Origin of the sequence: Agrobacterium sp. LAD9, assembly GCF_003031125.1 — a bacterium.
Classification (GTDB): Bacteria; Pseudomonadota; Alphaproteobacteria; order Rhizobiales; family Rhizobiaceae; genus Agrobacterium; species Agrobacterium radiobacter.
The window spans coordinates 108314-132795 of sequence record NZ_PHGS01000001.1 but is presented as its reverse complement, the minus strand read 5'-3'; the positions used below and the strand labels follow the sequence as shown (position 1 = coordinate 132795).

The 24482-nt window shown below is 59.5% G+C and carries 25 protein-coding genes; 20 read left to right on the top strand and 5 right to left on the bottom strand.

Annotated elements, in window-relative coordinates:
- Positions 1-3: 3 nt before the first annotated feature.
- The 3 genes from DA915_RS00655 to DA915_RS00645 all read right to left on the bottom strand — a co-directional run bounded on the left by DA915_RS00655 (position 4) and on the right by DA915_RS00645 (position 4229).
- On the bottom strand, positions 4-1149 hold the full coding sequence (locus tag DA915_RS00655; RefSeq protein ID WP_003507348.1) for an ABC transporter permease: 1146 nt from the start codon (positions 1147-1149) through the stop codon (positions 4-6).
- Positions 1149-2243 carry a microcin C ABC transporter permease YejB gene (locus DA915_RS00650; protein WP_107674802.1) on the bottom strand — a complete coding sequence of 365 codons (1095 nt, stop codon included), beginning with the start codon at positions 2241-2243 and terminating at the stop codon, positions 1149-1151. Before DA915_RS00650 ends, DA915_RS00655 begins: the two co-directional genes overlap by 1 nt.
- Before the next feature lie 141 nt (positions 2244-2384).
- Positions 2385-4229 carry an extracellular solute-binding protein gene (locus DA915_RS00645; RefSeq protein WP_107674800.1) on the bottom strand — a complete coding sequence of 615 codons (1845 nt, stop codon included), beginning with the start codon at positions 4227-4229 and terminating at the stop codon, positions 2385-2387.
- A 205-nt stretch (positions 4230-4434) separates the two neighbouring features.
- Between DA915_RS00645 and mepA the strand changes: the two genes are divergently transcribed.
- The 4 genes from mepA to dapB all read left to right on the top strand — a co-directional run bounded on the left by mepA (position 4435) and on the right by dapB (position 7974).
- Complete coding sequence (mepA, locus tag DA915_RS00640; RefSeq protein ID WP_107674798.1) at positions 4435-5496, top strand: penicillin-insensitive murein endopeptidase; 1062 nt, start codon at positions 4435-4437, stop codon at positions 5494-5496.
- A 99-nt stretch (positions 5497-5595) separates the two neighbouring features.
- Complete coding sequence (locus tag DA915_RS00635; protein WP_003507338.1) at positions 5596-5979, top strand: methylglyoxal synthase; 384 nt, start codon at positions 5596-5598, stop codon at positions 5977-5979.
- 22 nt (positions 5980-6001) lie between these two features.
- A complete protein-coding gene (locus DA915_RS00630) occupies positions 6002-7024 on the top strand; it encodes a glucokinase (RefSeq protein ID WP_107674796.1) in 1023 nt (340 codons plus the stop codon).
- Between the two features lie 125 nt (positions 7025-7149).
- Positions 7150-7974: a 4-hydroxy-tetrahydrodipicolinate reductase gene (dapB, locus tag DA915_RS00625; protein WP_107674794.1), complete on the top strand. Its 825-nt coding sequence runs from the start codon at positions 7150-7152 to the stop codon at positions 7972-7974.
- 21 nt (positions 7975-7995) lie between these two features.
- Here the strand turns inward: dapB and phnF are convergent, their stop codons facing one another.
- Complete coding sequence (gene phnF, locus DA915_RS00620; RefSeq protein WP_003507334.1) at positions 7996-8733, bottom strand: phosphonate metabolism transcriptional regulator PhnF; 738 nt, start codon at positions 8731-8733, stop codon at positions 7996-7998.
- An 82-nt stretch (positions 8734-8815) separates the two neighbouring features.
- Here phnF and phnG point away from each other — a divergent pair, with 82 nt between their 5' ends.
- From phnG to DA915_RS00540, 16 genes are all read left to right on the top strand, one after another.
- Complete coding sequence (gene phnG, locus DA915_RS00615) at positions 8816-9277, top strand: phosphonate C-P lyase system protein PhnG (protein ID WP_035213085.1); 462 nt, start codon at positions 8816-8818, stop codon at positions 9275-9277.
- Positions 9277-9885, top strand: coding sequence for a phosphonate C-P lyase system protein PhnH (gene phnH / locus DA915_RS00610; RefSeq protein ID WP_162687132.1), 609 nt, complete (start codon positions 9277-9279; stop codon positions 9883-9885). Before phnG ends, phnH begins: the two co-directional genes overlap by 1 nt.
- Before the next feature lies 1 nt (position 9886).
- Positions 9887-10996, top strand: a complete 1110-nt coding sequence (locus DA915_RS00605; protein WP_107674792.1) for a carbon-phosphorus lyase complex subunit PhnI — start codon at positions 9887-9889, stop codon at positions 10994-10996.
- Between the two features lie 133 nt (positions 10997-11129).
- Positions 11130-12032, top strand: a complete 903-nt coding sequence (locus tag DA915_RS00600; protein ID WP_003507325.1) for an alpha-D-ribose 1-methylphosphonate 5-phosphate C-P-lyase PhnJ — start codon at positions 11130-11132, stop codon at positions 12030-12032.
- Positions 12029-12805, top strand: coding sequence for a phosphonate C-P lyase system protein PhnK (phnK, locus tag DA915_RS00595; protein ID WP_003507323.1), 777 nt, complete (start codon positions 12029-12031; stop codon positions 12803-12805). The genes DA915_RS00600 and phnK overlap by 4 nt, the downstream gene beginning before the upstream one ends.
- A gap of 67 nt (positions 12806-12872) precedes the next feature.
- Positions 12873-13580, top strand: a complete 708-nt coding sequence (gene phnL, locus DA915_RS00590) for a phosphonate C-P lyase system protein PhnL (protein WP_107674790.1) — start codon at positions 12873-12875, stop codon at positions 13578-13580.
- Entirely contained in the window at positions 13577-14194 is a 618-nt protein-coding gene (locus tag DA915_RS00585; RefSeq protein ID WP_107674788.1) for a DapH/DapD/GlmU-related protein, read from the top strand. The genes phnL and DA915_RS00585 overlap by 4 nt, the downstream gene beginning before the upstream one ends.
- Positions 14195-14431: 237 nt before the next feature.
- The gene (gene phnC, locus DA915_RS00580) at positions 14432-15292 is read left to right on the top strand and encodes a phosphonate ABC transporter ATP-binding protein (RefSeq protein ID WP_107674786.1); all 861 of its coding nucleotides are present in this window, start codon (positions 14432-14434) and stop codon (positions 15290-15292) included.
- Positions 15293-15377: 85 nt separating this feature from the next.
- A complete protein-coding gene (gene phnD / locus DA915_RS00575) occupies positions 15378-16283 on the top strand; it encodes a phosphonate ABC transporter substrate-binding protein (protein ID WP_060722755.1) in 906 nt (301 codons plus the stop codon).
- Positions 16284-16353: 70 nt separating this feature from the next.
- The gene (gene phnE / locus DA915_RS00570; protein ID WP_107674783.1) at positions 16354-17340 is read left to right on the top strand and encodes a phosphonate ABC transporter, permease protein PhnE; all 987 of its coding nucleotides are present in this window, start codon (positions 16354-16356) and stop codon (positions 17338-17340) included.
- Complete coding sequence (gene phnE / locus DA915_RS00565; RefSeq protein WP_107674781.1) at positions 17340-18689, top strand: phosphonate ABC transporter, permease protein PhnE; 1350 nt, start codon at positions 17340-17342, stop codon at positions 18687-18689. The genes phnE (DA915_RS00570) and phnE (DA915_RS00565) overlap by 1 nt, the downstream gene beginning before the upstream one ends.
- A gap of 273 nt (positions 18690-18962) precedes the next feature.
- The gene (locus tag DA915_RS00560; RefSeq protein WP_192886371.1) at positions 18963-19661 is read left to right on the top strand and encodes a DUF1045 domain-containing protein; all 699 of its coding nucleotides are present in this window, start codon (positions 18963-18965) and stop codon (positions 19659-19661) included.
- Positions 19658-20794 carry an alpha-D-ribose 1-methylphosphonate 5-triphosphate diphosphatase gene (locus DA915_RS00555; protein WP_003507308.1) on the top strand — a complete coding sequence of 379 codons (1137 nt, stop codon included), beginning with the start codon at positions 19658-19660 and terminating at the stop codon, positions 20792-20794. Before DA915_RS00560 ends, DA915_RS00555 begins: the two co-directional genes overlap by 4 nt.
- On the top strand, positions 20791-21390 hold the full coding sequence (gene phnN, locus DA915_RS00550) for a phosphonate metabolism protein/1,5-bisphosphokinase (PRPP-forming) PhnN (RefSeq protein ID WP_192886370.1): 600 nt from the start codon (positions 20791-20793) through the stop codon (positions 21388-21390). Before DA915_RS00555 ends, phnN begins: the two co-directional genes overlap by 4 nt.
- Before the next feature lie 87 nt (positions 21391-21477).
- A complete protein-coding gene (locus DA915_RS00545) occupies positions 21478-22518 on the top strand; it encodes an AraC family transcriptional regulator (RefSeq protein ID WP_035213083.1) in 1041 nt (346 codons plus the stop codon).
- 389 nt (positions 22519-22907) lie between these two features.
- A complete protein-coding gene (locus DA915_RS00540) occupies positions 22908-23153 on the top strand; it encodes a LuxR C-terminal-related transcriptional regulator (RefSeq protein ID WP_003507304.1) in 246 nt (81 codons plus the stop codon).
- A gap of 225 nt (positions 23154-23378) precedes the next feature.
- Here DA915_RS00540 and DA915_RS00535 read toward each other — a convergent pair whose 3' ends face one another.
- Complete coding sequence (locus tag DA915_RS00535) at positions 23379-24368, bottom strand: Ldh family oxidoreductase (protein WP_107674779.1); 990 nt, start codon at positions 24366-24368, stop codon at positions 23379-23381.
- Between the last annotated feature and the right edge of the window lie 114 nt (positions 24369-24482).

Below are 24482 nucleotides of genomic sequence, written 5' to 3'. Positions count from 1 at the left end.
CGATCACCGGAACGTCTTGCGTGGGTCGAAGGCGTCTCTAACCGCCTCGCCGACGAAGATAAGGAGGGAGAGCATGATGGACATGGTGAAGAAGGCGGTGAGACCAAGCCAAGGCGCCTGAAGATTGTTCTTGCCCTGCGCGATCATCTCGCCCAGCGACGGCGATCCCGGCGGCATGCCGAAGCCGAGGAAATCGAGTGAGGTCAATGTGGTGATCGAACCGGACAGGATGAAGGGCAGGAAGGTCAGCGTTGCCACCATGGCGTTGGGCAGAAGATGCCGGAACATGATCGTCCAGTTGCCGACGCCAAGGGCGCGGGCGGCGCGGACATATTCGAAGTTTCTGGCACGCAGGAATTCGGCCCGGACGATGCCGACGAAGCCAACCCATGAAAAGAGCAGCATGATGCCGAGCAGCACGAAGAAGCCCGGCGGCAGGATGGCCGCGATGATGAGCAGGATGTAAAGCACCGGCATTGACGACCAGATTTCGATGAAACGCTGCAGAAGCAGATCCGTCCAGCCGCCGAAGTAACCCTGAATGGCGCCGGCCGTGACCCCCACGAGGGCGGACGCGATGGTGAGCGTCAGGCCGAAAAGAACGGAAATACGGAAGCCGTAGATCATCCGCGCCGTGACGTCGCGCGCCTGATTGTCCGTTCCAAGCCAGTTGAGATTGCCGAGCGTGCAGCCGGGATCGGCATTGCCCTGCGGATAGGCCGAGCACCGTTCCTTTTCATCCATCAGCCAGAAGGGCGCGGTGGGAGCGGAATGCGGAATATTGGAATTGACCGTCTGATAGGAATAACGGATCGGCGGCCAGATCATCCAGCCATTGGCGTTGATCTCATCCTGAATGAAGGAGGATTTGTAGTCGGTCTGGGCCAGGAACCCACCGAATTTTTCCTCCGGATAATCGACCATGACCGGCACCAGAATCTCACCCTTGTAGGAGGCGAGGACGGGTTTGTCATTGGCGATGAATTCCGCGATCAGGCTCAGGAAAAACAGGATCAGGAACAGCCAGAAGGACCAGTAACCGCGCCGGTTTGCCTTGAAATTCTGCCAACGGCGCTTGGTGGTTGGCGAAAACCACGGGCGCTTCGGTTTCACCAGCGTTTCCGTTTCTGCGGTATGGGCAAGTGTCATCACACGTCCCTCCGCTCGAAGTCGATACGTGGATCGATCCATGTATAGATCAGGTCGGAAATCAGGCCGACCACGAGGCCCATCAGCGAGAAGATGAAGAGTGTGCCGAACACGATCGGATAGTCACGGTTGACGACCGACAGATAACCAAGGCGGCCAAGGCCATCCAGCGAGAAGATATTCTCGATCAGCAGCGAACCGGTGAAGAAGGCCGAGATGAAGGCACCCGGAAAACCGGCGATCACGATCAGCATCGCGTTGCGGAAGACATGGCCATAAAGAACCTTGCGTTCGGTGAGACCCTTGGCGCGGGCGGTGACGACATATTGCTTCTTGATCTCGTCGATAAAGGAATTCTTCGTCAGAAGCGTCGTCGTCGCAAAAGCCGAGAGCGACAGCGCGATCAGCGGCAGGGTCAGGTGCCAGAAATAGTCTATGATCTTCTGCCACCAGTTCAGCTGCGCGAAATTATCCGACACCAGACCACGCAGCGGGAACCAGTCGAAGAACGAGCCGCCGGCGAAGAGAACGATGAGAAGAATGCCGAACAGGAAGCTCGGCACCGCATAACCGATGATGATGATGCCTGATGTCCAGACATCGAAAGTCGAGCCATCGGAAACGGCCTTCTTGATGCCGAGCGGAATGGAGATGATGTAGGAAATGATCAGGATCCAGAAACCGAGCGACATCGACACCGGCAGCTTGTCGATGATGAGATCGATGACAGAGGAATTTCGGAAGAAGCTGTCGCCGAAATCGAAGCGGATGTAATTCCACATCATCTCAAGAAAGCGGGTGAGCGGCGGCTTGTCGAAACCGAACTGTTTCTCAAGCTTGGCGATCAGCTCCGGATCGAGCCCCTGCGCGCCGCGATATTTCGAGCCGCTTTCATCGAAACCGCCGGATTGGCCGAGAAGATCGCCGCCGCCGGAGAGACGGTCGGAAGCGCTGTCGCCCTGCCCCGTCAGCTGCGCGACGACCTGTTCCACCGGCCCGCCGGGCGCGAACTGGATGACGAGAAACGAAATGCCCATAATGCCGATAATGGTCGGGATCATCAGCGCCAGACGTCTGAGGATATAGGCGCCCATCAGCCCTTGCTCCCGGCCGATACGTCAGCGGTTTTCGTTTCTGTCAAACCCGGTCCTTTCCTGAAAGCGCTGCCTGCGCGCTTTAAGCGATTCGTCTCGCCCTATGTGAATCAAGCCTTTGCCGCGAAAGCAAGGCCGGCGTCAGTTTCCGGCCTGGCTGGACCACCATGCATCAGGAAAACCGACACCATATTCGGGCAGGTTTTCCGGGCGAATGAGCGTATTCCAGTAGGCGATGAACATCTCGCCACGGTAAAATTGCGGTATGACATAGCTGTTGGCCAGCAGCACCCGGTCGAGAGCGCGTGCTGCGGCCACCTGCTCATCGCGGTTGGGCGCAAAGATGACCTTCCTGACCAACGCATCAACGGCCGGGTTCTTGATTCCGGCAATATTATTGGATCCCTGCCGATCGGCGGCGGCCGAGCCCCAGAAATCCGCCTGTTCGTTACCCGGGTTCGCCGAGGTCGCCCAGAGCTTGACGATCACGTCATAATCGAAACTGCGGGTGCGGTTGGTATATTGCGAGGCGTCGACCGTGCGGATCGTCGCGTTGATGCCGATCTTCTTCAGGTTCTGGACATAGGGCAGGATGGTTCTTTCCATGCCGGCGGAATCGATCAGAAACTCCATATCAAGCGGCTGTCCGCTCGCCGTATTGACCATGCGGTTGCCGCGCAGTTCGTAACCGGCCTCCTTCATCAGCTTGACCGCCTCGCGCAGATTGTCGCGCTGCTTGGCCGGATCACCGGCGACCGGGTTGCGATATTCTGTCGTGAAGACTTCCGGCGGAACCTGATCCTTCAGCTCCTGCAGAATTTCGAGCTCGCGACCGGTCGGCAGTCCGGAAGAGGCCAGTTCACTGCCCATGAAGAAGCTGTTGATGCGCTGGAATTGACCATAGGCCAGCGTCCGGTTCAGCTCCTCGAAATCGAAGGCGTAATTGAGCGCCTTGCGCAGTTTCGGGTTCTGGAACTTCTCCCTGCGCATGTTCGGCACGAAGGCCTGCATGATGCCGACGGAACGATAGATGTTCGGCAGCTCTTCCTTCTTGACGCGGCCCTCCTTGACGGCCGGAAAATCATAACCGGTGACCCAGCGGCTGGAGGAGGCTTCCTGCCGGAAATCGACGGTGCCGGACTTGAAGGCCTGAAAGTCCACATCCTGATCGGCAAAGAAGGTGTAGGCGATGGTTTTGAAATTATTCATCCCCACATTCACATTGACGTCCTTGCCCCAGTAGTCGTCGCGGCGTTCATAGGTGATTGTGGAGCCGGGAGAGACTGACGCAATCTTGTAGGGGCCCGAGCCCATGACCGGCTCGAGCGTGCCGCGCGAGATGTCGCGCGGCTTGCCGTCCGGACCGGCGGCCTCCCACCAGTGTTTGGGAACGATCAGCAATTGGCCGACGATCTGCGGCAATTCGCGATTGTTCTTTTCATCGAAAGTGAAGGTGATGTCCCTTTCGCCGCTCACCTCTGCCTTGGTGACATGGATGTAATAGGTCGCGAGCTGCGGGCTGAGGTCCTTCGCTTTTTCGAAGCTGAAGACGACATCCTCTGGCGTCACCGGCTTGCCATCAGCCCATTTGGCGTCCGCACGCAGCCGGAAGGTGGCCTTCGAAATATCGTCGGGATAGCTCACCCCCTCGGCCAGCAGGCCGTAGGAGGCAGACAGCTCCTCTTCCGTCGACTTCATCAATGTATCGAAAACCAGCGAAAGGCCCGTCGCCGCCTCACCCTTGGCGAGCAGCGGATTGAGCGTGTCGAAGGTGCCCGTCGTCGACAGACGAAGCGTGCCGCCTTTGGGTGCCTTGGTGTTCACATAGTCAAAATGATCGAAGCCATCGGGATGTTTCAGTTCCCCGACCGTCGAAATCCCCTTTCGCCATACATCGGCCGATTGTGCGGAGGCCGTCGCCGGTATCAGCAAGGCGGATGCCGCAAGGGCAATGAGGAGACGGGATTTCAGTGGTGCCAATATCATTGGGGGAATGTCCCTGTTTTCGTGTTTGTTGGAGAGAGCATAAAACAAAGATTGGCAAAAAACAGATGCGCCGGCTCACAAGCTCTTTATCGGCGCCTTTATCTTCCCGGTTTGCGAGATGCGGGGCGAAACATGGTTTCAACAAAATCCCGTTCCAGTTTATCCTGAGGGGAAGAGAATCATCTGATCGGACGGGCACGACTATATGACGGCGGGATCATCGAGAGTTTTCAAGGCGGCCATGCTGGCGATTTCGGTCGTCTCCGCACTGCAGTTGCAGATGGAAACAGCATCGGCCGAGGACAGGCCCGCAAAAGAAGTGTTCGGCCATATGGCGCTGCCTTCCGCCACGGGCTCGCAGCCGATCGGCTCCTATGCCAAGGGCTGCCAGTCCGGCGCCATCGCCATGCCGACTGATGGTCCCGGCTGGCAGGCCATGCGCCTTTCCCGCAACCGGCGCTGGGGCCAACCACAGCTTATTTCTTTCCTCGAGCAATTTTCGCAGGACGCACAGAAGATCGGCTGGCCGGGATTGCTGCTGGGCGACATTTCCCAGCCGCGTGGCGGCCCGATGCTGACAGGCCATGCGTCGCACCAGATCGGCCTCGATGTCGATGTGTGGTGGCGGCCCATGCCCACCCCCCGGCTGACCGTGGAGCAGCGCGAAACGGTGCCTTTCATTTCGATGCTGGACAAGAGCAAGTTCCTGACGGTCGATGACCGCAAATGGTCGCCTCTCAATGCCCGGCTGGTGATGATGGCGGCAAGCTATCCGCAGGTGGAGCGCGTCTTCGTCAACCCGGCCATCAAGCAGAAACTCTGCCAGACCTGGACCGGCGACCGCACCTTCATGGGCAAGATCAGGCCGATCTATGGTCATGACGAGCATTTCCACATCCGCCTCGAATGCCCGCCCGGCGCGCCCAATTGCAAACCGCAGGCGGCCGTGGGCAAAGGTGACGGCTGCGACAAGTCGCTTGCGTGGTGGTTCAGCAAGGAACCATGGGCGCCGCCGAAAAAGGACCCCAATGCCAAGCCGGTGAAACCGCGTCCGGTCATGGTCTCCGACCTGCCTTCCGCCTGCGCTGCCGTGGCTGCGGCCCCTTCCGCCAACCGCGAGGGCATTGCCGCCCAGGCCTATTCTCCAGCGCCGGTTCAGGCCCCGGCCGCGCGCCAGCAAAGCGTGGAACAGGTCATTCAGGCCGCCCCCGCCCTGCAGCCGCCTTCGGATATTCCGCTTCCGACCCAGCGTCCGACATTGAACTGAAACAGAAATGAGGCATTCAACAGCTTCCCTTTTCAAATGGCGGCAAGCTGTTATAGAAGGCTTCAAATCGATTTAATTCTTTGAGGACAGGCTGGGACCATGGAAGGACAACGCTGTATCGCGCTCATCGCTCACGACGAGAAAAAGGACGATATGGCGGATTTCGCCCGTCACCACCAGAAGGCGCTTGCCGGTTTCAGGATCGTCGCCACCGGCACAACCGGCGGGCGGGTACAGGAAGCCTGTCCTGGACTTGAAGTCACTCGCCTCAAAAGCGGCCCCCTCGGCGGTGACCAGCAGATCGGCGCGATGATCGCGACAGGCGAAGTCGACATGCTGATCTTCTTCACCGATCCGCTGACAGCCATGCCGCACGATGTTGACGTGAAGGCGCTGACCCGGCTTGCCACGGTCTATGACATTCCCATGGCGCTTAACCGCGCCACCGCAGAAAACCTCATCGACTTCCACGTCGCCAATTGACACTCCGACAATGGAACAGGCAATGCCGAAGACGTCCGATACCGAATATCTGTCCTTTCCGATCCTTCTTGGCGACATCGGCGGTACCAACGCCCGCTTTTCCATTCTGATCGATTCCTTTGCGGAACCGGTGCACCTCACCACCGTGAAGACGGCGGAATATCCGACGATCGACGACGCCATCCAGCAGGCGGTTCTGGACAAGACCTCGCTTCAGCCGGTCTCGACCATTCTTGCGATTGCCGGCCCGATCGAAGGTGACGAGATTCCGCTCACCAACTGCCATTGGGTTGTCAAACCGAAGGACATGCTGGCCAATCTCGGCCTGAAGGACGTCATCGTCATCAATGACTTCGAAGCGCAGGCTCTCGCGATTGCAGCACTGGACGACGATAACCGCGACGCCATCGGCTCCGGCAAAAAAGATGTGCTGGCTTCGCGCGTCGTTCTTGGGCCAGGCACAGGGCTTGGTGTTGCCGGGCTGGTTTATGCCCGCCATATGTGGTTTCCGGTGCCTGGCGAAGGCGGGCATATCGATATCGGCCCGAGAAGCGCACGCGACTATGCGGTTTTCCCGCATATCGAAACCATCGAAGGCCGCGTCGCCGGCGAACAGATCCTCTGCGGGCGTGGGCTGGTCAATCTTTACCGTGCCGTCTGCAAAGCCGATGGCATCGAACCCGTCTTTTCCGATCCGGCCGACATCACCTCGCACGGGCTTTCGGGCGAGAACCCGCAGGCTAAAGAAACACTTTCGCTGTTCAGCACCTATCTCGGCCGGGTGGCAGGCGATCTCGCGCTGATCTTCATGGCCAAGGGCGGCGTCTATCTGGCCGGCGGCATTTCGCAGAAGATCGTTCCGGCGCTGAAGAGCCCGGAATTCCGGGCCGCCTTCGAGGACAAGGCGCCGCACAGCGCGCTGATGCGCACTATTCCCACTTTCGTCGTCACCCATCCGCAGGCGGCCCTTTCCGGTCTCGCCACCTATGCGAGAACGCCATCCGATTTCGGCCTGTCGCTGGACGGGCGACGCTGGAGAGCCTGATCGCTCGGGCTGTTCTTATGTGATGCTTGCGAAGCGGGCGGACGGTCTTTAACGTCGCTGCGCAAACATCCAACATCCGATACCGGCGGGTTCCGATCCGCCCGACATGAAAAGTGAGTGATAGCATGGGCAGCGGCATGAAACTTGTGGTGGTCGGCGCGGCGGGCCGCATGGGACAGGCGCTCATCCGCCTCATTCACCAGACCCCTGGCGTTCAGCTGCATGCCGCCGTCGCGCGCGAAGGCTCCGCTTTTGTCGGCCGCGATGCCGGTGAGATTGCCGGTCTCGGCCCGATCGGCGTCGAGATCACCAGCGATCCTTTGCAAGCCTTCCTGCATGCGGAAGGGGTGATTGATTTCACCTCTCCGGCAACCAGCGTCACCTTTGCGGGCCTCGCCGCGCAGGCTCGCATCGTGCACGTCATCGGCACCACGGGCTGTTCATCGGAAGATGAGGAAAAATTCAAGGCGGCGTCGCGCCATGCCCGCATCGTCAAGTCGGGCAATATGAGCCTCGGCGTCAACCTGCTCAGCGTTTTGACGCAGCAGGCGGCGCAGGCGCTGGATGCGCGGAACTGGGATATCGAAATCCTTGAAATGCACCACAAGCACAAGGTGGATGCGCCCTCGGGCACCGCATTGCTGCTTGGCGAAGCAGCAGCAGCCGGCCGCAAGGTTGACCTCGCGACCTCTTCCGTTCGCGTGCGCGACGGTCATACAGGCGCGCGTGAGACCGGCACCATCGGTTTCGCCACGCTGCGCGGCGGTTCCGTAATTGGCGAACATTCGGTGATCTTCGCCGGAGAGGGAGAGCGCGTGGAGCTTTCCCATTATGCCGGCGACCGCTCCATCTTCGCACGCGGAGCAATTGTGGCAGCGCTCTGGGCCTTCGACAAGAAGCCAGGCTTCTATTCGATGCTCGATGTGTTGGGCCTATCGCAGACGGAATAAGCTTCCGCCGCAGCTTTCACCTCAATTTTCCACCGTGAATTCGACCGTATCGGCCGAAAAACGGCTGATGGCGTATTGCACCGGCACGCCATCCATATCGGCGTTCAGCGCCTGGGTGACGAGCAGGATCGCGCCCGGCGACAATTCGAGATCGGCCAGATCCTGCGTATCCGCATGGCTGGCGGAGATGACGGTGGAAATGCGCACGTAATCCGCCACGCCGAGCATCTGGAAAGCCGCCGTGATCGAGCCGCTTTTCTGATAGGCCTCGCCTATTCCGGCAAAACGGTCGGCCGGGAACCATGTGGTCGAGCGGGAAACCGGGCGGTTATCCGCCTTGCGCAGCGTTTCGAGGCGCACGAGCGGCGCGCCTGATGGCACTTGCAGCCGCGCCGCCAGATCGGCATTGGCCGGCTCGGTGGTGTGGGACAGAAGCAGCGCCTCCATTTCCTTCACCTGATCGCCAATGCCCTCCGTAAATCGCGTGCGCCGTGAAATCGGAAAACTCAGGCGCTCCTTGCGGGCGATCATCGTGCCACGCCCCTGCATCGGCTCGAGAATGCCTTCACTGGCCAATGCGGCAATGGCGCTTCTCACAGTATGGCGGTTGACACCGAATTTTTCAGCCAGCGCCATTTCCGGCGGCAACATGCCGGTTTCGTCGTGATCGCCTGCCGCGATCTCGCCTCTGATCCGGTCGGCGATCTGCCGCCAGAGCGCCACGCCGTTCTTTCTTTTCATCGCTGCCGCAGGGCTCATGTCACACGCTTGTCATTCATCGACGTTAATTGTAGCTTATATTGTATAGTTGTCTATATCAATAGACATTAGAGGTCAAGCGATGAATAACGAAGCTGCGAATATACATGCGGAGAGAAAGCGAGTGGCGGCCCTTCTTGCCCGCGCCACCGTTCAGGAACTCGAAACGGTGTGGAGCCGGCAGGACGCCAGCCCGCAGACGGAAAATGTGCGCGGACCGGAAACCGGCCTCGTCATGGTCAAGGGCCGTATCGGCGGCGGCGGGGCACCTTTTAATCTCGGCGAAACCACCGTTACCCGGGCAACGATCAAGCTCGCATCCGGCACCGTCGGCCATGCCCATGTTCTCGGCACCGGTCGCAAGAAGGCCTGGTATGCCGCCGTCTTCGACGCCCTCTGGCAGGAAAGCCCGACACGGGACTTTATCGAGACCGAGCTTCTTTCCCCGGTCGAAAAAAGGCTGACCGCGGAAAAACAGCGCACGACCAAGGAAACTGCCGCCACCCGGGTCGATTTCTTCACCATGGTTCGAGGAGAGGATTGATGAGCGTCAAGGCCGAAGCACTGACCGGCGGTTTTTCTGACGCCGTCTTCGATTCCCAACGGATTTTCAAAAAGCTGATGGACGGCATGGCCCGTCCGGGCACACCGCAGACCATCGAGACGGCGGCCGCCCCGCCGCTACCGCTTGGCGTTGCAACCGGCGCGGTTCTGCTGGCGCTTTGCGACCATGATACGCCGGTCTGGCTGAGCGGCCCGCTGCGCAAAACCGCGGTGCCGGGCTGGATCGGATTTCACACCGGGGCAGTGGCAACGGAAGAAAAAAGCGCGGCACATTTCGCCGTCATCGAGGCGGGAAGCGCCATTGCCTCCTTCGGCCTCTTCGCCCAGGGCAGCCAGGAATATCCCGACCGCTCCACAACGCTTATCGTCGAGTTGCCTGATCTGGACGGTGGACGGGAACTGCTGCTCTCTGGCCCCGGCATTCGCCACGTCAACATCATCAGCCCCACCGGCCTGCCGGACATATTCCCGAGGCTGTGGGCGGAAAACAATGCCGCTTTCCCGCGCGGCGTCGACGTCATCCTGACATCCGCCGACCGATTTGTCTGCCTGCCGCGCACGACGCGCATCAAACCCGTGGAGGCATAAGATGTATGTTGCTGTCAAAGGCGGAGAAACCGCCATCGCCAACGCCCACCGGCTTCTGGCCGACAAGCGGCGCGGAGACCGCGACCTGCCCGCGATGACCGTTGCGCAGATCGTTTCGCAGCTTTCGCTCGCCGTCGATCGCGTGATGGCGGAAGCGTCCCTTTATGATCAGTCGCTTGCGGCGCTTGCCGTCAAGCAGGCGCGCGGCGACATGATCGAGGCCATCTTCCTGCTGCGCGCCTACCGCACCACGCTGCCGCGTTTCGGTTATTCGGTTCCGGTGAACACCGCCGGCATGACGGTGCAGCGCCGCGTTTCCGCAACCTACAAGGATTTGCCCGGCGGACAATTGCTGGGGCCGACCTTCGATTATACCCATCGCCTTCTTGACCCCACTCTTTTGGAAGACGAGGCCGTCGAGACCGCCACCCAGCGGGAAGGCGAGCCTGATTATGTCATGCGCGTTTCCGACATTCTGGCTCAGGAAGGGCTGATCGAAAGCGACGGCGATATGCCTGATGATCATATTGCCGGCGACCTGACGCGGGAGCCGATGGAATTTCCGATGGCGCGTGACCTGCGTCTGCAGTCGCTGGCGCGCGGCGATGAGGGCTTCCTTCTCGCACTCGCCTATTCGACGCAACGCGGTTACGGCCGCACGCATCCCTTCGTCGGCGAAATCCGCATCGGCGAGGTGGAGATCGAACTGGACGTGCCGGAACTGGGCTTCTCCGTTTCGCTCGGCGACATCCAGGTCACCGAATGCCAGATGGTGAACCAGTTCAAGGGCTCGGCCAAAGCGCCGCCGCAATTCACCCGCGGTTACGGTCTGGTGTTCGGCCAGAGCGAACGCAAGGCGATGGCCATGTCGCTGGTCGACCGGGCGCTGCGTGCGGGCGAATTCGGCGAGGATGTCGTCGCCCCCGCGCAGGACGAGGAATTTGTCATCTCACATGCCGACAACGTGCAGGCGACAGGCTTCGTCGAACATCTGAAATTGCCGCACTACGTGGATTTTCAGGCCGAACTTGGTCTGGTCAGGAAAATGCGTGCCGATTTCGAGGCGATCAACGCCGATGGCGCGGAGTGGATGGGCGATGCGGCCGAATAGCTCAGCGGCTGCCCTGCTCACCAAACCAAAGGGCGCAAAAGACGGTCGATGCTGCAAAGACAGCAAAGAACACGGCTGCAAGAATTCCAATCTCCATGAGCTTGTACTCCTTTTTTCACAAGGCTAACGCGCAATGCTTAAAGAAGTTTCATTTGACGACGGGCTGGCCGCCTACAACTTCGCCTATCTGGACGAACAGACCAAGCGGATGATCCGCCGGGCGATCCTGAAAGCCATCGCCATTCCCGGTTATCAGGTCCCCTTCGCTTCCCGCGAAATGCCCATGCCCTATGGCTGGGGCACCGGCGGCGTGCAGCTGACCGCCTCCATCCTCGGTCCCGACGATGTGCTCAAGGTGATCGACCAGGGCGCCGACGACACCACCAACGCCGTCTCCATTCGCGCCTTCTTCCAGAAGGTGGCAAATGTTGCCGTCACCACCCGCACGAAGGATGCGACCATCATCCAGACGCGGCACCGTATTCCGGAAGAGGAGCTGCATTCGGGCCAGGTTCTGGTCTATCAGGTTCCTATCCCCGAGCCCTTGCGTTTCCTCGAGCCGCGCGAGACCGAAACCCGCGTCATGCACGCGCTGGAAGAATATGGCCTGATGCATGTCAAGCTTTACGAGGACATCGCCCGCAACGGTCGCATCTCCACCACCTACGCCTATCCGGTGAAGGTTGCCGGGCGTTATGTTATGGATCCATCCCCGACCCCGAAATTCGATAATCCGAAAATGCATCTCTCGGACGCATTGCAGCTGTTCGGCGCCGGCCGCGAAAAACGCATCTATGCCGTGCCGCCCTATACGGACGTCGTCAGCCTCGATTTCGAGGACCATCCGTTCGAGATCCAGCGCTTTGACAAGCCCTGCGCGCTGTGCGGTGGCGAGAATGTCTATCTGGACGAGGTAGTGCTGGACGACAAGGGCGGGCGGATGTTCGTCTGCTCCGATACCGACCATTGCGAGGACCGCCGCGCCCATGGCCACAAGGGCCATCTACTGGCGGATGTGAAGGAGGCTGCAGAATGACCGACGCACCGCTTTTGAAAGTCAGGGACGTCTCCAAATATTATGGCGACCGCGCCGGTTGCCGCAACGTCTCCTTCGAGCTTTACCCGGGTGAGGTTCTGGCCATTGTCGGCGAATCCGGTTCCGGCAAGACGACACTGCTCAACTGCATTTCCACCCGGCTCATGCCAACGGCCGGCAGCGTGGAATATCGCATGCGCGACGGCTCGGTGCGTGATCTCTACCATATGGGCGAGGCCGAACGGCGTTTCCTGATGCGGACCGACTGGGGTTTCGTGCACCAGAACCCGGCGGATGGACTGCGCATGGCGGTTTCGGCCGGCGCCAATGTCGGCGAGCGGCTGATGGCTGTCGGCAACAGGCATTACGGCAATATCAGGCAATCGGCCAGCGAATGGCTGGAGCGGGTGGAAATCGGCACCGACCGTATTGACGACCAGCCCCGCGCCTTCTCGGGTGGGATGCGCCAGCGCCTGCAGATTGCCCGCAACCTCGTCACCTCGCCGCGCCTCGTCTTCATGGATGAGCCGACCGGTGGCCTCGATGTCTCCGTGCAGGCGCGTCTGCTCGATCTGGTCCGCGGCCTCGTCAATGATCTCGGTCTCGCCGTTGTCGTCGTCACCCATGATCTCGCAGTCGCACGGCTGCTGTCTCACCGCATGATGGTGATGAAGGGCGGCGATGTCATCGAGCACGGCCTGACCGACCGGGTGCTGGACGATCCACGCGAGCCCTACACGCAATTGCTTGTTTCCTCCATTTTGCAGGTCTAGCCGCGTGATTCCGAAAAGTGGTCCCCGGTTTTCGGATAAAATCACGCGCAGGAAGAAAGAACCCACCATGACGACGCCTCTCATCGTTTCGGAAGTCTTCAAAAGCTTCACCATGCATCTTCGCGACGGCATCGAGCTGCCTGTCGTCCGCGACGTCAATTTCTCAGTCTGCAGCGGCGAATGTGTCGTGCTCGGCGGTCCTTCGGGCATCGGCAAAAGCTCGATCCTGAAAATGCTCTATGGCAATTACGCCATCGACAGCGGGCAGATTCTCATCCGCCATGAGGGTGAGGTCGTCGATATCGGCAATGCCTCCCCGCGCAAGATTCTCGATATCCGCCACCACACCATCGGTTATGTCAGCCAGTTCCTGCGCACCGTGCCGCGTGTCGCGGCCATCGACGTGGTTGCCGAGCCGCTTCTGGCGCGCAAGGTTGCCACTGAGGAGGCGCGCGAGCAGGCGGCCGCGCTGCTTTCGAAGCTCAACCTGCCGCGGGAACTATGGTCACTGCCGCCGGCAACCTTTTCGGGCGGTGAGCAGCAGCGCGTCAACATCGCGCGCGGTTTCATCACCGATCATGCAATCCTGCTTCTCGATGAGCCGACGGCTTCGCTCGACGCCACCAACCGGCGCGTTGTGGTGGACATGATCCGCGAGAAAAAAGAAAAGGGCACGGCGCTGCTCGGCATCTTCCACGACGAAGAGGTGCGCGAAGCCGTGGCCGACCGAATTCTCGACGTTTCGCAATTCTCCCCCCGGAAGGCCGCAGCATGAGCGTGAAAGTCGGTCTCGAACCCGTCATCCACGAAAGCGCACGCGTCACCAATTCCTCGATCGGCCGCTACACCGAAATCTCGGAACGCTGCCGCATCGAGGAAGTCGAGATGGGCGACTACTCCTATGTCATGCAGGATGGTGCGATCTGGTGCGCCACCATCGGCAAATTCGTCAATATCGCCGCTTCCGTCCGGATCAACGCTACCAATCACCCGATGCAGCGGGCGACGCTGCATCATTTCACCTATCGTGCTCACAGCTATTGGGACGACGCCGGGGATGAAACGGACTTCTTTGCCGCCCGCCGCGCCAAACGCGTGGTGATCGGCCACGATGTCTGGATCGGCCATGGCGCAACGATCCTGCCCGGCGTCACAGTTGGGAACGGCGCGGTGATCGGGGCGGGTGCAGTCGTCTCGAAAGACGTTGCGCCCTATACCATTGTCGGCGGCGTGCCCGCACGGCTGATCCGGGAACGCTTCCCGACCGAGCTGGGCCGGCAAATGGATGATCTGAAGTGGTGGGATTGGGATCACGCAACATTGCGCGTCGCTCTCGACGATTTCCGCAACCTGGACGCCGAGGATTTCGTTGCGAAATATGGCGGGTGAAATCTCACCTCTGGCAAGGCAAGTGCAAATCCCGGGGCGAAACCCCGGGATTTTTGTCGATACACTTTAAAATACCGGCGAATTTCAACGCCCTGACATGCCTCCCGAGAGCTTCGTCGGCGAACAGGCGGACGCCAAGTCCGGGGAAATCTGTAATATTTTATTCATCAAACTGACATCCCCACTTCACGCGCCGCTGTTACGTCGAACCCCGTCAAAAGAAGATTGGACGGGGAAATGAGCTTTCACCTGAAGCAAGTCACGCGCCGTTTCGGCAACCACACTGCGGTCGATTCCGTTGATGTCGAGATACCGCAGGGTCAGATGGTCGGCGTGATCGGACGCTCGGGTGCGGGAAAATCGACGCTGCTGCGCATGATCAACCGCCTCGTCGATCCCTCCTCGGGTTCCATTCATTTCAACGACACGGAAGTTTCGGCGTTGAAAGGTGCGGCGCTCCGCAACTGGCAGCGCGACTGCGCCATGATCTTCCAGCAGTTCAATCTGGTGCCGCGCCTCGACGTGCTGACCAATGTCATGCTCGGCCGCCTCAACCACCGTTCGACGGCGCTTAGCCTGTTCAACATCTTCACCCATGAAGAGCGCCTGATGGCGATCGCCGCGCTGGAGCGGCTGGGCATCGAACATGTGGCCATGCAGGCGGCGGGCACGCTTTCCGGCGGTCAGCAGCAGCGTGTCGCCATCGCCCGCGCGCTGATGCAGTCTCCGAAGATGGTGCTGGCGGACGAACCGATTGCTTCGCTTGACCCGCTGAACGCCAAGATCGTCATGGACGCGCTGCGCGACATCAATGAGCGCGAAGGCATCACCGTCATCACCAACCTGCATACGCTGGATACGGCACGCAATTATTGCGAGCGCATCATCGGCATGTCTCAGGGCCGCGTCGTCTTCGACGGAACGCCCGCCGAACTGACGGCTGCGGCCGTTACAGAGATTTACGGAACCGATTCTCAAGGCTCCGGCATCGACGAGACCATGACCTCGACCAGCATCAACATTCCCGGCGCGCAGCTTGCCGCGCGTCCGGTGCAGCAATCTGCCGGCCCCGAACCGCTCGCTCTCGCCGGGCTCTGAGGAACCGCTCAGCATCGTTTGCGCCCGCGTCAAGGGCCGATACTTCACAACAAACTCCGGCTCGCCGGGAAACAGGAGAAAGTCCATGTTGAAGAAAGTCCTTCTTTCGGCAGTCGCCCTTGGCGTTCTGGCCGGTTCCGCCATGGCTCAGGACGTCAAGGTTCTGCGCATCGGTCTCGACGGTTCCGAAAACGAAGCCGACCAGATCCGCAACACCAAGTGCGTTGCCGATGGCCTCAAGGCTGCAACCGGCGTTTCCGAAGTTCAGGTTTTCCCGTCGCCGGACTATAACGGTGTCATCCAGGGTCTGCTCGGCGGCACCATCGACATCGCCTCCATGGGCGCTTCCTCCTACGCCAAGATCGCTCTGGCCGATCCGAAGGCAGTCGACCCGATCCTGACCACGGCTGGCGCTGACGGTTCGACCGGTTATTACACGATCATGGTTGCCCGCAAGGACAGCGGCATCAAGACGCTGGCAGACGCCAAGGGCAAGAAGATCGGCTTCGCCGACCCTGACTCCACCTCCGGCTTCCTCGTTCCGAACGTGGCTATTCCGAAGGAAACCGGCGTTCCGGTCAAGGAATACTTCTCCGAAACCGGTTTTGGCGGCGGCCATGAGAACCTCGTTCTCGCCGTTCTCGACAAGAAGTTCGACGTCGGCACCACCTTCGGTTCGGGCGTCGGCAAGTGGGAAGAAGGCTACACGGCCGGCAACCTCTACCAGATGGTCAAGAAGGGCAACCTCGACATGGACGATATCGTCGAAGTCTGGAAGTCGCCGCTGATCCCGAACGGCCCGCTCATGGTCACCAACAAGCTCGGCGACGCGATGAAGCAGAAGGTCGAGAACTTCTTCATGGAACTGCCGAAGAAGGACCTCGCCTGCTTCCAGGGTTTCACCCAGGGCAAGAACACCGCCTACATCAAGGTCGACCCGTCCTTCTACCAGACGATCATCGACGCCCGTAAGTCCGTTATCGGCGGCTGATCCTCAGATCATATCCGGAAGCGGCGGTGCCTTGCGGCGCCGCCGCTTTTGCCAATAAAGGAAAAGCGGCATGGCGACCACACTGCACCATGGTACCCTCTCGCCCGAGAGGTTGAACGCATCGTCCCAGACGGTCATGCGCCACTATCAACAGCAGCTCGCGACACGGCGGATCTATACCGTCATTTCGCTCGTGATCTTTCTCGCCATCCTCGCCGCCTCGCTGAATTTCGCCAATGCGGCCAATTCCGGCAAATTCTTCGAGCGCCTGCCCTATTTCTTCGATTTCATGAAGACCTTCGTGCCCGATAGTCCGCTGGAAATCTTCCGTGCGATGTTCGACCTACCGTCGCCCTATGCGGATGGTTCGCTGAAATACAACTATGTCGCGGACCGCGTTTACATCACCGATGGTTTCTACATACCGCACTTCATCTACCAGCTGATCATCACGCTCAATATTGCACTGGTCTCGACAATCATCGGCACGGGTTTTGCCTTCGTGCTCTGCTTCTTCGCCTCCACCAATCTCGTCGGCGCCGGCCTCGTGCGCTGGGTGGTGCGCCGGGCGATGGAAGTGCTGCGCGCCTTTCCGGAAATCGTCGTCGCCGGGCTGCTCACCGCCATCCTGTCGATCGGTCCGATCGCGGCGATCATCGCGATTTCGGTCCACACGATCGGTGCGCTAGGCAAGCTCTTCTTCGAAGTGGTGGAAAATGCCGACATGAAGCCGGATGAAGGTCTGCGCGCCGCCGGCGCCAACTGGCTGGAGCGGGTGCGTTTCGCCATCGTGCCGCAGGTTCTGCCCAATTTCGTTTCCTACGCCTTGCTGCGCGCCGAAATCAACGTACGCGCCTCCACCATCATCGGTGCGGTCGGCGGCGGCGGCATCGGTGAGGTCTTTCGGCTGTCGATTGGCAACGATCATGCGTCGAAAACCTATGCCATCATCATCCTTCTGCTGATCACCATCATCGCCGTAGACCAGTTTTCCAGCTGGCTGCGCCGCAGGCTGATCGGCCAGCAATCCTTCGAATTCGGACGGGGAGCGGCCTGATGTCGTCCAGCTTCATTCTCAACACCGCCGACCGCGAAAGATTGACGGCTGCACATCCGCAGGTGTTCAACCGCAGTTTCATGCAGCGATATGGTCTGCTCGTCGGCCTTCTCGCCGTCACTGCCTATCTCATCGGCTGCTTTTTCTTTTTCAATGTCGGTCCGGCTTTCATGCAGGGCCGCTGGGATCGCGCCTCGAGCTATATTCAGGACTGGTACTCCTGGCGCGCCCAGCCGCGCCTTCGTTTCGAAGACGGCAAGGTTCAGCCGCAATGGTCGAGCCGCGGTCAATATCCGACAAATGCAAAGATCGACTGGCTGCAGCCTTTGCCGGATGGCGGCTATAGCGTCGTCTATGCGGGCTCGGACAACCGCCTCGACGTAACGCCGACACGGGTGGATGTTTATGTCGACGGCAAGAGCTACCCTGTTTTCATCAATGACGATGCAGCGGTCGCACCACAGGGCCTGCCCGACGAAATCCAGCAGGACGGCAAGAAGGTCCTCGTGCATTACGGTTTTGCCGGTCAGGCGGAAATCCGCACCAGCCAGGTCTATGTGCAGCGCCGCTTCCTCGGATGGGCGAACTTCCTGTTCGACACCAAATCGGAATTCTGGGGCAAGGGTTATGGCGAACTCGCCGCTCTCGCATTGTGGGGGGAGAGGCTCGATCCCGAGCGCTCCAATATCGGCCACATGGTCGATGATTTCCTCGACAACAGCGTCTGGCAACATGCCGATATTCTTTCCAAGCTGATGCAGACGCTGGTCATGGCCTTTGTCGGCACGCTGTTCGGCACAGTCGTCGCCCTGCCGCTCGCCTTTATCGCCGCCCGCAACATTACCGCTAACAAGGCCGCAAATTGGGGCATGAAGCGCCTGTTCGACTTCCTGCGCTCAATCGACATGCTGATCTGGGCGCTGTTCTTCACTCGCAGTTTCGGCCCCGGACCGATCCCCGGCATTGCCGCGATCTTCTTCACCGATACCGGAGCGTTGGGTAAGGTCTATGCCGAAGCGCTTGAGAATGTCGACGACAAGCAGCGCGAGGGCGTCAAGTCGGTCGGTGCGTCCCCAATCGCGGTCAATCGTTTCGGCGTGCTGCCGCAGGTTCTGCCGGTCTTCATTTCGCAATCGCTTTATTTCTGGGAAAGCAACACGCGCTCCGCCACCATCATCGGTGCGGTGGGTGCGGGCGGCATTGGTCTTAAACTGCTGGAAGCAATGGGCACCAATGCCGACTGGGACAAGGTCGCCTATATGGTTCTGCTTATCCTCCTGGTCGTTTTCCTGTTCGACCATATCTCTAACTCACTGCGTTCGCGCCTGATCGGCAAAACACAGCACTAAGCCTTAATGGGGCGGGATGACGAAAGTCGCAACGACGTTCGTCATCCCATCAGGACACTCGCGCAGTCCTTATTTCTGCCAGCCGCACCGCCTCATCATGTCCTTCTGAGTCCTCGGCATATTCTGAAGATTTGCCGCATTTCGAATGCGCTTTTTTTCCTCCGCATCATCATTCTGTCACGGAAACCGATTACCTCGCACTCCTGACCTTGCGGGAAGCGGGCGAGTCACGCCAAATAGCTTCTCATCCCTGGTTTCCCATGACACTGAAGAGTGCTTGCCGTGCGCTACGCCATCTATTTTTCTCCGGCTAAAGATCATCCGTTGACCGAGGCAGCGTCACGATGGCTGGGCCGCAATGCATTTTCCGGCACATTGCATGACGAGCACGACGACTATGCCGACATGACGGAGGAGCCTCGCCGTTATGGTTTCCATGCGACGCTGAAGGCTCCTTTCGAACTTGCCGAAAAATACAGCGAAGCGGAGCTGCTCTCGGCCTTCGAAGATTTCGCAGCCAGCCAGTCCGCCTTCGAAATTCCGCGGGTGGTTGTCGGTGCGCTAGGGCCCTTTTACGCACTGGTCCCGGACCGCACCTATCAGCCGCTGCAGGATTTTGCCGCCGAGATCGTCGATCATTTCGACCGGTTTCGTGCACCCCTCTCCGAGACCGATATTGCCCGTCGGCGGCCACAGATGCTGACGGAAAGCCAGCGGCAAAATCTGTCGCTCTGGGGTTATCCGCATGTCATGGATGATTTCCGTTTTCACATGACGCTGACCGGCCGCATCGATGAAACCGAACAGCCCGCCATGCAAGAGGTGCTGTCGGCGCGGTTTTCCGAATTCGTTGACAAGCCTCTCACTATTTCCGGCCTCGCTTTGTTCATTGAAGAAACGCGCGGCGCACCCTTTACCGTTCATAGCTGGCACCCCCTTGGCCAGCCACCAAAGAAAGATGCGACCCCATGACCGAGCACGCCCTTTCCAATGCCCGTATCGTTCTGGAAGACGATATTATTCTGGGATCCGTCCTGATCCGTGACGGCAAGATTGCCGATATCAGCGAGGGCGCTTCCAAAACCGGCGAAGACCTTGAAGGTGACTTTCTGATCCCCGGTCTGGTGGAACTGCATACCGACCATCTGGAACAGCATTATTCGCCGCGTCCCGGCGTGATCTGGGACAAGATTGCCGCCATTCAGGCGCATGACGCGCAGGTGGCCGCCTCCGGCATCACCACCGTGTTCGACTGCCTGCGGCTTGGTTCGGATGAGGATGGCGGTTTCGAGAAGGGCGAAATGCGGGAAATGGCTGACGCCATTGAGGCTGCGGCGGATCAGAACCGCCTGCGCGCAGACCACCTGCTGCATCTGCGCTGCGAAGTGGCGTCTGCCGACGTACTGGACCATTTCGAAGACTTCGAAACGGATCCGCGCGTGCGGCTGATTTCGTTGATGGACCACTCCCCGGGTCAGCGCCAGTTCCAGTCCATGGATCAGTATATCTTCTATTATCAGAAGAAGCGCGGATTGAGCGACGAGGCCTTCGCCGAATTCGTGCGGCGCCGGCAGGCCGCGTCAGCGGAATATTCCACCAAGCACCGCGATTATCTGGCCGCCCGCTGCGCCGAACGCGGCATCACCGTTGCGAGCCATGACGACGCCACCGAAGCACATGTAGGCGAAGCGATCGGCCACGGCGTGAAGCTGGCGGAATTCCCGACCAGCGTCGAAGCCGCAAAAGCCTCGCACAGCGCCGGCATGAGCGTGCTGATGGGTGCGCCGAACATCGTTCGCGGCAAGTCCCATTCCGGTAATATCGCCGCCCGCGATCTCGCCGAGATCGGCGTGCTGGATGTTCTTTCTTCCGACTACGTGCCGTTCAGCCTGCTCTTCGCACCGTTCCTGCTTGCCGACCAGGTGGAAGCCATCACCCTGCCGGAAGCGCTGCGCATGGTCACCGCCACGCCCGCCCGGACGGTTGGCCTACTTGATCGCGGTCGTATTGCGACGGGATTGCGGGCCGATCTGGTCCGGGTTCACCGCGAGGATGGCGTGCCGGTCGCCCGTTCCGTCTGGCGTCAGGGCAAGCGCGTGGCATGACCGACGATGGGCAGGATAACCGGCGCGAACAATCGCCCGGTACGATGATCGTGGTTGTCGGCCCGAGCGGGGCCGGCAAGGACACGCTGATGGATTATGCGGCGACCCAGCTTTCCGGCCGGCCGGGTTTCCACTTCACGCGTCGCGTCATTACCCGCAGCGGCGACGCGGGCGGTGAAAATCACGATGCCGTTTCGATGCACGAATTCAACCGCCTGAAAGATGCAGGCGCCTTCGCGGTTTCCTGGGAGGCACATGGGCTGAAATACGGAATCCCGGCTGTCGTCTATCATCATCTCGACGCGGGAGACGTGGTCATCGCCAACGGATCACGTTCCGCCCTGCCCCATTTCGGCACCGCCTTTTCCCGTCTCAAGGTCGTGAACATCGTCGCACAGCCGGACGTGCTGGCAAGGCGGCTGGAGCAGCGCGGACGGGAAAGCCGGGAAGATATTCTCCGACGGCTGGAACGCAGTTCCCTGACGGTCGTCGGCGACTTCGACGTGACGACCGTCGATAATAGCGGCGCAATCGAAGATGCCGGCAAAACCATCCTGCGGCTATTGCAGCAGAGTGTCGGCTTCAGCCGTACTTAGAATCCCGCAGCCGGGCTGCTCGACAAACGCTGTCTCAGGGCTTACCATCAGGCGACAATTTCCAAACATGGTACGCCAAGGCGAGGGATGCCTGAAAAAAGGGTCAGTGACGAGATAAGTGTGGTGGCCGGTCTGGCTGCCGGCGTCAGCAATTATGCCCGGTCACGGGGCATCGATATCACTCCCATCTGCAAGGCTCTTGATATTGATCCCGCCACATTCAGCAGCCTGACGGAACGCATCAGCCTCGATAGATTTTCCCGTCTGCTCGAAACCTGCGCACTGATTTCCGGTGACGACGCCTTTGGCCTGCAATGCGCCTCCGCCTTTCCAGCGGGCGCATCCGGCGCGTTCGGATATGGCCTGATCAGCGCGCCGACGGTACGGGCCTTCCTGCGCTTTCTTCAGGACCATGTCTATTACGCCACCAACAACAGCAATTTCACCATGGTAACGGATGCCACGCAGGTAACCCTGTCATGGTCCTTCGCACCGGTGATTGCCAAACGCGATCAATATGTGGATTTATCGCTCGCCGTCCTGGTACAGCGCCTCCGTGATATTCTCGGAGATCGTATCAACCAGATCGAGATCGGTCTGGAGCGGCCGAAACCGAATAATATTCAGCTATTTAAAGAAAAAATGACCCGGCGCGTCAGTTTTTCCCAGCCGATCCATACCATGCGTCTTCCGGTATCGCTTCTCGATGTGGTCAATCCGAATACGGATGAGCGGCTGTTCGAACTGATGAATCTGCAATGCCGCATGTTGCGACCGGAGACATCGGCGGATGCGACCCATTTCATCGACCAGGTGAAGCGGTATATGCAGATGCGGCTCTCGGATGCCGAGCTTTCGCTCAGCGAGATCGCTCCCTATTTCAACCTGTCGGAACGGAGTTTTCAACGGCGGCTCGCTGAGCTCGGCACCAATCTCAACGAGATAAAGGATGCCATTCGCAAAAACGCCGGTTTTAAACTCCTCGTGGAAAGCGATCTTCCGGTATCCGACATCAGTTACAGGCTTGGCTATTCGACGCCAGGTGCGTTTTCGCGTTCCGTTTCCCGCTGGTTCGGGGCAACACCGACGGACATTCGCAAGAAACACGCGCATCATTCCACCGGATGATACATGTTTACGGTATCAATATTTCGGAATGACGCATTTAATTTTGAGAAATATGTCGCCTCTCATCGCAATATGTGCCGAAACATAACAATAAAACGAAAAACTTGGCGCGAGATGTTATTCTATCGGCGTAGTACATCGCCTATTAGAGCGCCGCATATCCCTAGGGTGTGGCGAAAAACATTCCAGAGCTTGGGAGCTCCGCGCCGGGATCGGCTGGCTGCGAAAGCGGCTTTTTACTGCATAATTCCCGATGCCAGATGAAACCTATTGGCGAAACTAACGTTTCTGTTCGCGTCTAGACAGAGCGGTTAGCGAGCTGGTTTCGGGGAATGAATCATTGCCTGATCGTGCCCCGGGAAGGTCAATCTCTTTTGAGGCTGAAAGAAATGTCTTCAAATACGCCGCATGAACATCGCCAGACACGCGAAATCATCCTTTCGGAGCGTGAGCGGCAATATCTCGGGCTGGTGGCGAGAGGCAAGCATCCCTCCCACGTCGCCTTGATTACAGGTGCGGACGAAGCGGACGTGAAGGATACTCTTGAACGCGTGCGCCAAAGGCTGGGCGCGGCCAATCTGCTGAATGCCGTCAGCATCGCACTGCTGCGCGGCCTGATCGAACAGGAAGCGTAGTCACCACCTGCTCAAGTCCAAGCTTACGCGAACGTCCCCTCCCGTAAGCTGAAAACCGAATGAGCGGCTTTCTGCGTCAAAATCCTTCCATATCAATGGCGGGATGGCGGACCAAAGGTGGGCTGGACATGATGTCCCGCCCTATCGACGCAGATGCAAAGCAGCCATTTACGGTTTGCCCGGCGGGTCCTATTCGACCCGCCGGGTTTTATTATTGTGGGGACTTTAGAGCGATTGAATTTCGGCCAGAATATCGCTTTCGATCACGATGCCACTTTCCAGCGCCTGTTTGCGAATACCCTGACTGCGACGACCGGGCAGACGCACATTTTCTTGTTTTTCGATCTCGCCGGCGATAAGCGCCAGCCGCTCGGTAAAGGCCGCGCCGCCCGACGATACCGGGTCAATGGCGATGATCGTGTGGCCGAGGGAGGGCGGAGCGCCCTTGTCGTCCAGAAGCGAAGAAGCCTGGAATGCGAAATTCCCGCCGGTAATCGCGGCGGCCATGATCTCTACCATCAACGCCAGCGCAGCCCCCTTGGCCTCACCTGCGGGCACCATAGTACCCTCTATGGCCTCTTCGGGATCGGTCGTCGGCCGGCCGTTTCTGTCGAGCGCCCAGTCGCCGGGGATCGTTTCACCCTTCTGGCGGGCGGCCATGATCTTCCCGCGCGCGACCTTGGAGAGCGCGAGATCGATGACCAGCGGATCGGCGCCGCCGACGGGGGTGGCGAAGGCGATTGGATTGGTTCCATAAAGCGGTTTACTGCCGCCCCAGGGCGCCATGGATGCGGGCGCGTTGGCGAACATGAGCGCGACAAGACCCATTTCGGCGAGCCGCTCGACGGTCAGCGCCATAACACCGGCATGATGGGAGCGGTGGATCGCGGCGAGCGCGATGCCCTGCTGCCGGGCCATTTCAGGCAATTCCTCAAGGGCGCAATCGATCGCCGGATAGGCATAACCGTAATTGGCGTCGATGGAGAGCACACCCGGCTTCACGCGCGTCGCCACCGGACGCGCCTTGCCATCAACCTTTCCAACCCGCGCCTGGCGGACATAGACGGGGATGCGACGAAAACCGTGTCCGCTCTGGCCAGCCGCCTCGGAGGCGACAAGCGCCTTCGCCACCGAACGGGCATTTTGCGGCAGAACGCCGTTGCGCTCAAAGATAGAGGATACGAGATCCTCCGCCTCTGCGATTGAGAATTTCATTCCGGAATGCCTCTGCTTGTGAAGTCAACAAGACCTACACCATCAAAAACATTCGCGAAATGTTATTCACGCCCAAACCGGGCCGCGCGCGAGGAATAGTGAACATACCCAAGG